Raw genomic sequence first — 10,831 nt, forward strand, 5'->3', positions numbered from 1 at the left:
CGGATCGGGCCCCCGGGGGGGGGGCGCCCCCCCCCCGCCGGGCGGCGGCCATCCCTCTCGGGCGTGCGTCGCCGCACGCCTCCAGCGACCTACCCGGCAGCTCGGGCGGGCCGCCCTCGAACGCTGCCTGTCTGGTCTTGCTCCGGGTGGGGTTTGCCGAGCCGCACCGGTCACCCGGTGCGCTGGTGGTCTCTTGCACCACCGTTTCACCCTTACCGCCCCGGCTCGCGCCGGGGAGGCGGTCTGCTTTCTGTGGCACTGTCCCGCGGGTCACCCCGGGTGGGCGTTACCCACCACCCTGCCCTGTGGAGTCCGGACTTTCCTCGGCGGCCCGGTCTCCCGGGCCGACGCGACCGCCCGGTCGACTCGTCCACGACCAGGGTAGCGCCCGTAAGCTGCCCCCTCGTGCTCGTGCTGCTGCCCCCGTCGGAGTCGAAGTGGGCGGGGCCGGCGCGCGGCGCTCCCGTGCGGCTGGAGGCGCTGTCCTCCCCCGGGCTGACCGCGCCGCGCGAGCGGGTCCTGGACGCCCTGGTGGAGGTCTCCGCCCGGCCCGACGCACCGTCGGTGCTGGGAGCGGGAGCGAGCCTGGTGGACGTGGTGCGCGCCAACACGACGCTGCGCACCCGGCCGGCGGCGCCGGCGGCGCGCGTGTACACGGGCGTCCTGTTCGACGCCCTGGACCTGCCGTCGCTGCCGGCGACCGCCGCGCGGCGGGTCCTGGTGGTCTCGGCGCTGTGGGGGCTGCTCGGCCCGCGCGACCGGGTCCCCGGCTACCGGTTGTCCATGGGCACCGACCTGCCCGGCGTCGGCCCGCTGGCGGCGTTCTGGCGCCCGCACCTGCAGCGGGCGCTGGAGCCGTCGGGCGTGGTCGTGGACTGCCGCTCGGCGGCGTACGCCGCCGCGTGGGTGCCCGGCGCGGCCACGGCGGAGCGCACCGTCGCGGTGCGGGTGCTGCGCGAGGGGAAGGTGGTCTCGCACGCCGCCAAGCACACCCGCGGCCTGCTGGCGCGGCACCTGCTCACCCGCCCGGGCAGCCCGCCGCGCACTCCCGCCGCGCTGCTCGACGCGGTCACCGAGTCGTTCGGCGCGAAGCTGCTGGAGCCGGCGCGGCGCGGGGCGACGTGGACCCTGGAGGTCGAGGCTCCGTGACGCGTGGGGCCGATGTGATCGCTGTGACACCTCTGCGTCACCTGTTCGACACCCGGGGGCGATGGAGTGGCCCCATGCAACTTCCCCCCACCTCCGGGCTCCGCGGCCGCACCCGCACGGCCGCCGCCCTCAGCGCCACCGGCCTGCTGGTCGGCCTCGGCGCCACCACGGGCGCGGGCGCCGCCGCCGCGGCCCCCGTCCCGCCCTCCATCACCCTGGTGTCCATGACGGACGTGCACGGCCACGTCCTGGACTGGGACTACTTCGCCGGCGCGCCGTACGCCGAGGGCGAGGGCCTGGGCCTGGCGCGCGTGTCCACCGCCGTGGACCGCGTGCGCGCCGAGCGCGGCGCCGACTCCACGCTCGTGGTCGACAACGGCGACGCCATCCAGGGCACCCCGCTGACCTACTACTACGCCCGCCAGGAGCCGGTCACCGCCACCGGCGTCGAGCACCCGATGGCCCAGGCGTACGACGCCATCGGCATCGACGCCCAGGTCGTCGGCAACCACGAGTTCAACTACGGCCTGGACACCCTGGCGAAGTACCGCCTCGACCTGGACGCCCCGCTGCTGGGGGCCAACGTCGTCGACGAGCGCACCGGCACGCCGTACCTGCGCCCGTGGGTGCTGCGGGACGTGGAGCCCACCGGCGGCGGTGAGGCCGTCACCGTCGGCATCCTCGGCCTGACCACCCCGGGCTCGGCGGTGTGGGACAAGCAGAACGTCGAGGGGCAGCTCACCTTCGAGGACATGGTCGCCACCGCGCAGCAGGAGGTGCCGCGCATGAAGGCCGCCGGCGCCGACCTGGTGGTCGTGCTGTCGCACTCCGGCCGCTCCGGTGAGTCCTCCTACAGCGAGGAGGACCTCGCGGCGGAGAACGTCAGCGACCGCATCGCCGCCGAGGTGGCCGACGTGGACGTCGTGGTCGCCGGGCACAGCCACCAGGACCTGCCCGAGGCGTGGGTGGACTCCACCGCCACCCCCGGCGAGCGGGTGCTGGTCACCCAGCCGTACCGCTGGGGGGCCTCGGTGACCGTCAGCCAGCTGGAGCTGCGCGAGGCGGACGGCGAGTACTCCCTCGCCGGCGCCGACGTCCAGGAGGTCCGGGCCGCCGACGTGCCCGAGGACCCCGAGATCGTCGAGGTGGTCGCCGAGGAGCACCGCAAGACCGTCGACTACGTCAACCAGGTCGTCGCCACCTCCACCGAGGAGCTGCCGGCCACCGAGTCGCGCTGGCGCGACACCCCGCTCATCGACTTCATCCAGCAGGTGCAGACCGACACGGTGCGCGAGGCGATCGCCGGCACGCCGGACGCGGACCTGCCGGTGCTGTCCATCGCCGCGCCGTTCAGCCGCACCGCGGTCTTCCCGCAGGGCGAGGTCACCGTCAAGGACGTCGCCGGGCTGTACGTGTACGACAACACGCTGCAGGCCGTGCGGATGACCGGCGCTCAGGTGCGCGACTACCTGGAGAAGGCCGCCGAGTACTACGCCAGCGTCCCGCCGGGGAACCCGGCGGACTCGGAGTCCCTGGCCACCGGCGAGGTCCCGGACTACAACCTCGACCAGCTCGCGGGCGTGGAGTACGAGCTGGACCTGGCCCAGCCGGCCGGCTCGCGGGTGGCGTCCCTGACGCTGGAGGGCACCCCCGTGGCCGACGAGCAGGAGTTCGTCGTCGCGGTGAACAACTACCGCCGTTCCGGCGGGGGCGGGTTCCCGCACATCGCCGAGGCCCCCGTCGTCTACGACGAGCAGGCGGAGATCCGCCAGCTGCTCATCGACCGCGCCCAGGAGACCGGGACCATCGACCCGGCCGACTTCGCGGTGGAGAACTGGTGGCTCACCGCGGGCGGCGAGCGCCTGTTCGGCTGAGGCCCGCGGGACGGCGCAGGGCCCGGGCGCGGTGCGCCCGGGCCCACCGCAGCGCGTCGTCGTCGACGTGCGGCTGACCCGCGTGGACGTGCGCGGCCGGCGGCTCGACGTCGCCGCACCCGCCGCGGTGTTCGCCGACGCGGACGGCTGGGCGGGCGCCGTCGGGACGACCGTGTCGCTCACGGCCCGCCTGGCGCCCGCCGAGCCGGGGGAGCGGGCCGCGGTGCTGCTGCACGCGCGCGGGCCCGTGCAGCAGGTGGGCCGGGCGGGCCCGGTCCACCGCGCGGCCGAGCGGTTGCGCGCAGGGCTGCGCCGGGCGTGCGCCGCCCTGCCCGCCGACGCGCGGGGCCTGCTGCCCGGCCTGGTCGTCGGGGACACCTCGGCGCTGCCCGCCGACCTGGAGGCCGACATGCGCGCGGTGGGCCTGAGCCACCTCACGGCCGTCAGCGGGGCGAACACCACGCTCGTCGTGGGAGCCCTGGTGGCGCTGGCCTCCCGGGCGGGCCTGGGGCGCCGGCTGCGGCTGCTGGCCGCCGGTGCCGGCCTGGCCGGGTTCGTCGTCCTGGCCCACCCCGAGCCCAGCGTGCTGCGCGCCGCCGTGATGGGAGCGGTCGGCCTCGTGGGACTGCTGGCCGGGCGGCCCTCGGGCGGCGTGCCGGTGCTGTCCGGGGCCGTGCTGGTGCTGCTGGTGGCCGACCCGTGGCTGGCCCGGGAGGTGGGTTTCGCCCTGTCGGTGCTGGCCACGGCCGGTCTGCTGCTGCTCGCCGCCCCCTGGGCGCGGCTGTTGCAGGGCGTCGGGGTGCCGCGGGCCCCGGCCCTGGCCCTGGCCGTGCCCGCGGCGGCGCAGGCGGTGTGCGGTCCCGTCGTCGTGCTGCTGACCCCGGAGGTGAACCCGCTGTCGCTGCCGGTCAACGTCCTGGCCGCGCCCGCGGTGGCCCCGGCCACGGTGCTCGGCCTGGCGGCCACCGTCCTGTCGGTCCTGTGGCCGGCGGGTGCGGCGGTCCTGGTGCTGCCCGCCGGTCTGGCCGTCGGCTGGATCGCCCTGCTGGCGCGGCGCGCGGCGGACGTGCCCGTCGCGCTGCCGGTGCCGGCCGGTGCGGCGGGGGCGGTCGTGGTCGTGGTCCTCACCGCGCTGGTGCTGCTCGCCGCCGCCGTGCTGCTGCGCCGGCGGGCGAGCGGCGGCGGGCGAGCGCGCTCCCTGGCGGCCGCGGTGGCGCTCGCGCTGTGCGCGGTGCTGCTGGTGCGCTGCGCCCCGCGCTGGGGCGGGCCGGCCGGGACCTGGCCCGCGCCGGACTGGCTGGTCGTGGGCTGCGACGTCGGCCAGGGCGACGCGGTGGTGCTGCGCTCCGGCCCGCGCTCGGCGGTGCTGGTGGACGCCGGGCCCGACGGCGAGCTCGTCGACGGCTGCCTGGACCGGCTGGGGGTGCAGCGGCTGGACGCGGTGGTGCTCACCCACCCGCACGCCGACCACGTCGACGGCCTCGCCGGTGCGCTGCGCGGGCGCGTGACCGGGCAGGTGCTCGTCTCCCCGCTCGCCGTGCCGCCCGCCTCGGAGCGGGTGGCCGAGGTGGCCGCCGACGCGCACGCGCCGGTGCGCACCGCGGTCACCGGCGCGAGCGGCCGCGCCGGTGACGTCACCTGGACCGTGCTGGCCCCCGACCCCTCCGCCGCCGCGACCGCCGACCCGGACTCCTCGCAGGTCAACGACGCCAGCGTCGTGCTCCTCGCGGACGTCTCCGGGGTGCGCGTGCTGCTGACCGGCGACCTGGAGCCCGAGGGGCAGCGGCGCCTGCTGCGCACCGCGGGGTCCTGGCCCGGTGGTGCGCCGGTCGACGTGGTCAAGGTCGCCCACCACGGCTCCGCTCGGCAGGAGGCGGGGCTGTACGCGGCGCTGCGCCCACGGGTGGCGCTGGTGGAGGTCGGTGCCACCAACGACTACGGCCACCCCGCCCCACCCGTGCTGGCGATGCTCGACGCGCTGGGTGCGCGGACGCTGCGCACCGACCGCGACGGCGACGTCGCGATCGCCGGCACCGCCACTCGGCTGCGGACCCTCGTGCGCGGCTCGGACCCGCGCGAGGCCGAGCTGCGGGCGCGCTACTCGGCCGGGTGAGGCGGGGCGCCGGGCTCGGGTGTGCGCACGGCCGTTCCAGCGCGCCGCTCGCCGACGGCCTCCAGCTCGCGGGAGAGGAGACCGGCCACGCGCTCGACCAGCGGCTCGGTGAGGAACGTGATGTGCCCGCCGGGCAGCTCGTGCCGAACCCAGTCGCCCGTCAGGTGCCCTTCCCACTGCCGCCGGGCCCAGGCGTCCTCGTCGTCCTGCGCGACGACGACCACGGTCCGCCCCGCGTAGGGGGTGGTCCGGTAGCGGCGCTGCAGCACGGCGCCCTGGCGGTGGAAGCGCGCGTGGTGCCCTCCGTCGCGGTTGGGGACGATACCGGTGGCCAGCAACCCCGCCACCGACCTGACCCGCTGCACCAGCCCCTCGCCCGGGGCGAACACCCGCGGCACGATGTCGGGGTCCGGGGGGAAGGAGTCCAGGACCACCAGCAGTTCGACCTCCTCGCCCGCGCGGGTCAGCTGCTGGGCCACCTCCAGGGCCACCAGCCCGCCCATGGAGTGCCCGGCCACCCGGTAGGGACCGTGCGGCTGCACCCCGCGCAGGGTGCGGACGTGCCGGGCGGCGATGCGCGGGATCGACCAGTCGGGCAGGCCCGGGTTCTCCATGCCGTGGGCCTGCAGGCCGTACACGGTCGTGTCCGGCAGGCGCACCGCCAGCGGCCGCAGCCCCATCGCCACTCCGCCCGCCCCGGCGACCACGAACAGCGGTGTGCCGCTGCCGCCGGTCCGCAGCGGGACCAGGGTGGACGACGAGCGCCGGCGGTCGCCGCGCAGGGCCGTCGCCAGCTGGGCCGGCGTGGGGTTGGCCGCGATGAGCGCGGTCGACACCTGCCCGGAACTCGTCCCCAGCTCCTCCTCGATCGCGGCCACGAGGGCCTGGGCCGCGAGCGAGTCGCCGCCGGCGGCGAAGAAGTCCGTGTCGATGCCCAGCGACGGCATCTCCAGGACCCGCTCGAACAGGCCCAGCAGCACGGCGTCGAAGTCGTTGCGCGGGCCCTTCGTGCCCACGACGTCGGGGACCTCCGGCAGCGCCGAGCGGTCGAGCTTGCCGCGCTCGGTGCGGGGGAGCGCGCCCAGGAACACCACCTGCTCGGGCACCATGTGCGAGGGCAGGTTCGCGCGCACGAGCGCGCGGATCCCGGTCGCGGTCAGCCTGGCACCGGGCTCGGGGACGACGTGGGCGACCAGCGACGTCCGCCCGGTGCGGGGAGAGGTGCGCCCGACCACGATGGCCTCGCGGACGTCCGGCTGGGCGAACAGCAGCGCGTCGACCTCGCCCGGCTCCACGAGCAGGCCGCGGACCTTGACGCTGTCGTCGGTGCGTCCCAGCAGGCGCAGGGTCCCGCAGTCGCTGAGCCTGCCGACGTCGCTCGTGCGGAAGGTGCGGGTGCCGTCCGGGTTGTCGCGGAACACCTCGGCGGTGCGCTCGGGCGCGCCCCAGTAGCTGTTGCCGAGCCACCGGCCGGTCACGACGACGCGTCCGGTGCCCTGCTCGTGCAACCGGCCGTGCTCGTCCTCGACGTCGATGCGCAGCCCCGGCACCGCCCGGCCGACGGGCGTCGCGCCGGTGGGCAGCGGGTCGCCGGCCTCGATGCGCTGCTCCGCCATCAGCCAGGTCTCCGTGGAGCCGTAGCGGTTGCGCAGCGAGCACCCCGGGCCCACCGCGCGGCGGATCGCGGCGAGCTCGGCGCCGTGCACCGTCTCACCGGCCATCGTCAAGGACCGCAGCCCCTCGATGGTCGCGCCGGGTCGCAGCGCCGCCAGCAGCCCCCGCAGGATGGCCGGGGAGGCGAGCAGCACGGTGGCGCCGACCTCCCGCATCCACTCGTGCAGCTCGGCGACCGAACGGCTGCGGGGGTCGAACAGCTCCTGCCGCGCGCCGGTGAGCAGGCACGCGAGCGTCACGCCGATGCCCGCGCTGAACGCCATCGGCAGCAGGTGCACGACGACGTCGCCGGGGCCGTAGCAGTCCGAGGCGAGGCTGTTGACCCAGGCGTCGTGCAGGATCGAGCGGTGGTCGCAGGCGACGCCCTTCGGGGCGCCGGTCGAGCCGGAGGTGTAGACGATGACGGCGGTGTCGCCGGGGCCGGCCGGTGAGCCCAGCAGCGACTCCGCGGCCGCCACCGGGTCCGGCAGCGGCCGGCCGGCGCTCTCGGGCTCGAGCACCGTGGGCGCGAGGAGCCGGGCGGTCCCGGCGTGCTCGGCGTCCGTCACGCAGATCGTCGCCCCCGCCGCCTCGACGTAGTGCCGCAGGCGTGCCGCGGGCGTCGTCGGGTCGAGCACCACGAGCGGCACCCCCGCGGCGAGGACGCCCACGACGCCCACCAGGGCGCCCGCGTCGTGGCCGCGCAGCACCGCCACCGGCCGCCCCTGCGGCTGCGCGGCCAGCACGGCGTCGCGGACCAGCGCGGCCCGCTGCAGCAGCGCGCCCCCGGTGAGGCGTTCGCGGCCGTCCCCGGCCACCACCTCGCCCTCCAGCGCCCGCGCGACCTCGACGATCCGCGGGACGATCGACTGCGCCGACGGCTCCCCGTCCAGCGCCGTCAGTCCCGGCACCACCCCCCTGGCGGCGACAGACGTTCCAGTCCTCACGATGTGAGCCCCTCCCCCTGGTGCTGCGAGTCAACGTAGCTGCTGCTCACCCCCCGGGAGCCCGGAAACCGGCTCCCGTGCAAGGGATGCAGCCCTCAGGGGGTACGTCCTCACGCGGGGTCGCCGGACTTCGACGCTCAGTTCTCAGGCGGTGGCGTCGGCGCCGGGTGGCAGGCTGTGGCCGTGCCCGCCAGGACCGCTCCCGCCCGCGCCGTGAAGAAGCCGTCGTCCGCCGCGCTGGCCCCGCACGACCTCGAACCCGCACCGGTGGTGCTGCTCACCGGCTCCGAGGACCACCTGGCGGACCGGGCGCTGACGGCGCTGCTGACCCGGCTGCGCGAGCGCGACCCCTCCTTCGAGCGCACCGACGTCGCCGCCGCCGGCTACCAGAAGGGGCAGCTGGCCACCTGGACGTCGCCCTCCCTGTTCGGTGAGCGGTCCGTGCTGCTCGTCGACGGGGTCGACGCCGCCACCGACGCGTTCGTGGAGGACGTGCTGGAGTACCTGCCGGTGCCCGCCGAGCACGTCGTCCTGGTGCTGCGCCACCGCGGCGGCAACCGGGCCCGCAAGGTCCTGGAGGTGGCCCGCACCGCCCCGGGGGCGGTGGAGGTGGCGTGCCAGCCGCTCAAGCGCGACCAGGACAAGGTGGACCTCGTGCTGGCCGACGCCCGCCGCGCCCGCCGCCGCATCGACCTGGAGGCAGCCCGCGCCCTGGTGGCCGCGCTCGGCGGCGACCTCGGCGAGCTCGTCGCGGGCCTGGACCAGCTGCTGACCGACACGGAGGGGACCGTCACCGAGGCCGACGTCCACCGCTACCACGCCGGCCGGCGGGAGGCCACGGGCTTCGAGGTGGCCGACGCCGCCGTGGCCGGGGACGCCGGTCGCGCGCTGGCGCTGGTGCGGCACGCCGAGGCCACGGGCGTGCCCGGTGTCGTGGTCGTCGCCGCGCTGGCCTCCCGCCTGCGGCAGCTGGCGAAGGTGGCCTCCACCCGCGGCCGCAGCGCCGACGTGGCCCGCGACCTGGGCATGGCGCCCTGGCTGGTGGACAAGGTGCGCCGGGAGGTGCAGGGCGTGTCCGCGGAGGGGATGGCCGAGGCGATCCTGGCCGTGGCGGCCGCCGACCACGCCGTCAAGGGCGGCGGCCTGGACGGGGCGTTCGCCCTGGAGCGCGCCGTGCGGATCACCGCCGCCGCCCGCGAGCGCTGAGCGCGCCGCCGCGGACGGTCCCGGGGACGACGCAGGGCCGGCCCCCTGGCGGGGACCGGCCCTGACGGGTGAGCCGGAGCTCAGGCCCCGGCGGCGATCTTGGCGATGGCCGACTTGCGGTTGGCCGCCTGGTTCTTGTGGATCACGCCCTTGCTGACGGCCTTGTCCAGCTTGCGGCTCGCGTGCTGGAGGGCGGCGGCGGTCTTCTCGGCGTCGCCGGCGGCGGCGGCCTCGCGGAACGCGCGCACGGCGGTGCGCAGCTCCGACTTCACGGCCTTGTTGCGCACGCGCGCCTTCTCGGCGGTGAGGATGCGCTTCTTCTGGGACTTGATGTTCGCCACGGGGCGTTCCGTCTCCTTGCGGTCGAGCTGATCGGTGTCAGAGGGCGGCCGGGGCACCTGGACTCCGGCGTGGGGTACCGGGGGTGAGGGTGATCGGCCGTGACCTCCGCACGAGGAGGCGAAGGCGTCGTCCAGGGTAGCAGGGAGTGCGGGCCCGGCCCGACTCCCGGACGCGGCGCCGGGGTGCCGGGGCGTCCGGCTGCGCTCGCGCGCCCGCAGCGGTTGCGGCATGGTCCAGCACCGACCGGACCGCAGGAGCGCACCGCAGGAGAGCCCGTGCACCACCTCCACCTGACCTACGCCGTCCTGGGGACGAGCGGCGTCGTGCTGGCGCTGGCCAGCCGCCGCGTGCGCCGGTGGCCGCTGAGCGAGCCGCTCGTGGCGCTGCTGCTCGGCGTCGCCCTCGGTCCGCACCTGCTCGGGGTGGTGGACCTGCCGGCCGACCGGCGGGACCTGCTGCTGCTGGAGGGCTCGCGGCTGCTGCTGGCGTGGTCGGTGACGGCCGCGGCGCTGCGCTTCCCGGCGCGTGAGCTGCGCCCGCTGGTCCGGCCGGTCCTGCTGCTGCTCGCCGTGGTGATGCCGCTGTCCGCGGTGCTCGGCGGTGCGGCTGCGCTGCTGACGGGTCTGCCGCTGGCGCTGGCGCTGCTGGTGGGGGCGTGCCTGTGCCCCACGGACCCGGTGCTGGCGGCCTCGGTCGTCTCCGGTGACCTCGCGGAGTCCTCCCTGCCCGCCCGCCTGCGGCAGCTGCTGAGCGCGGAGAGCGGCGCCAACGACGGCCTGGCCCTGCCCGTCGTGGTGCTGGCCCTGGCGGCCGTCCTGCCCGGGGAGACCCTCGGCGGCGCAGTGGCCACGCTGCTGCAGGAGGTGCTCGTCGGGGTCGCGGTCGGTCTGGCCGCCGGGTGGCTGGCCGGGCGCGGGCTGCGGCTGGCCACGCGGCGCTCGACGCTCGGGGAGGGGCCGAAGCTGGTGTTCACCCTGCTGCTGGCCGTGGCCGTGCTGGGGGTGGCCCGGGTGCTGGGCGGAGACGGCGTGCTGGCGGCGTTCGTCGCGGGGCTCGCGTACAACCGGCTGGTGCCGGGCAGCGACCGCAGCCCGCAGGACGCCGTCGACGAGGCCGTCAACCGCTACGCCGTGCTGCCCCTGTTCCTCCTGCTCGGCGCGGTGCTGCCGTGGGGCGGCTGGGCGGAGCTGGGACCGGGGGCGCTGGCCTTCGCCGTCCTGGCCCTGCTGGTGCGCCGCCTGCCGCTCGTGGTCGCCCTGGGCCGCCCGCTGGGGCTGCGTGGACGGGACGCGGCGTTCGCCGGCTGGTTCGGCCCGATGGGCGTCAGCGCCGTGTTCTACCTGGCGCACAGCCTGCACCGCGGGGTCGAGGACCCCCGCCTGTTCGCCGCCGGCACCCTCGCCGTCGTCGCCAGCGTCGTGGCGTTCGGGCTCAGCGCCTCCCCGCTGACCCTGCTCTACGCGCGCCGCTCGCGCTGAACCCGCCCGGGACCGCTCGCGCCCGCACCATCACACTCCCGGGGCGGGCGGGCGGGCGGGCGGGCGGGT

General features: G+C 76.9%; 7 protein-coding genes and 1 other RNA gene. 5 read left to right on the forward strand and 3 right to left on the reverse strand.

Annotation, left to right across the window (positions count from 1 at the left end; translation table 11 throughout):
* Nucleotides 1–43: 43 nt before the first annotated feature.
* Nucleotides 44–358, reverse strand: an RNA gene (gene rnpB, locus ACRYM0_RS18825) — RNase P RNA component class A.
* Between the two features lie 47 nt (nt 359–405).
* On the opposite strand from rnpB, the gene ACRYM0_RS18830 reads away from it, so the two are divergent.
* From ACRYM0_RS18830 to ACRYM0_RS18840, 3 genes are all read left to right on the forward strand, one after another.
* Nucleotides 406–1,149, forward strand: a complete 744-nt coding sequence (locus ACRYM0_RS18830) for a YaaA family protein (RefSeq protein ID WP_432507379.1) — start codon at nt 406–408, stop codon at nt 1,147–1,149.
* A gap of 74 nt (nt 1,150–1,223) precedes the next feature.
* Nucleotides 1,224–3,023: a bifunctional metallophosphatase/5'-nucleotidase gene (locus ACRYM0_RS18835; protein ID WP_432507380.1), complete on the forward strand. Its 1,800-nt coding sequence runs from the start codon at nt 1,224–1,226 to the stop codon at nt 3,021–3,023.
* 31 nt (nt 3,024–3,054) lie between these two features.
* Nucleotides 3,055–5,136 carry a ComEC/Rec2 family competence protein gene (locus tag ACRYM0_RS18840; protein WP_432507381.1) on the forward strand — a complete coding sequence of 694 codons (2,082 nt, stop codon included), beginning with the start codon at nt 3,055–3,057 and terminating at the stop codon, nt 5,134–5,136.
* Here ACRYM0_RS18840 and ACRYM0_RS18845 read toward each other — a convergent pair.
* The gene (locus ACRYM0_RS18845; RefSeq protein ID WP_432507382.1) at nt 5,121–7,736 is read right to left on the reverse strand and encodes an AMP-binding protein; all 2,616 of its coding nucleotides are present in this window, start codon (nt 7,734–7,736) and stop codon (nt 5,121–5,123) included. The two genes, ACRYM0_RS18840 and ACRYM0_RS18845, sit on opposite strands and share 16 nt — an antisense overlap.
* Before the next feature lie 183 nt (nt 7,737–7,919).
* Here ACRYM0_RS18845 and holA point away from each other — a divergent pair, with 183 nt between their 5' ends.
* Nucleotides 7,920–8,942 carry a DNA polymerase III subunit delta gene (gene holA / locus ACRYM0_RS18850; protein ID WP_432507383.1) on the forward strand — a complete coding sequence of 341 codons (1,023 nt, stop codon included), beginning with the start codon at nt 7,920–7,922 and terminating at the stop codon, nt 8,940–8,942.
* Between the two features lie 80 nt (nt 8,943–9,022).
* Here the strand turns inward: holA and rpsT are convergent, their stop codons facing one another.
* A complete protein-coding gene (gene rpsT, locus ACRYM0_RS18855; RefSeq protein WP_432507384.1) occupies nt 9,023–9,283 on the reverse strand; it encodes a 30S ribosomal protein S20 in 261 nt (86 codons plus the stop codon).
* A 276-nt stretch (nt 9,284–9,559) separates the two neighbouring features.
* Here rpsT and ACRYM0_RS18860 point away from each other — a divergent pair, with 276 nt between their 5' ends.
* Entirely contained in the window at nt 9,560–10,762 is a 1,203-nt protein-coding gene (locus ACRYM0_RS18860; RefSeq protein ID WP_432507385.1) for a cation:proton antiporter domain-containing protein, read from the forward strand.
* Nucleotides 10,763–10,831: the final 69 nt, after the last annotated feature.

The organism is Kineococcus arenarius subsp. arenarius (assembly GCF_050871845.1).
In the GTDB taxonomy this organism is placed as follows: Bacteria; Actinomycetota; Actinomycetes; order Actinomycetales; family Kineococcaceae; genus Kineococcus.

What these genes read in the sequence shown, in the direction of transcription:
- ACRYM0_RS18835 (WP_432507380.1), top strand. Translation starts at nt 1,224, where the DNA reads ATGCAACTTCCCCCCACCTCCGGGCTCCGCGGCCGCACCCGCACGGCC.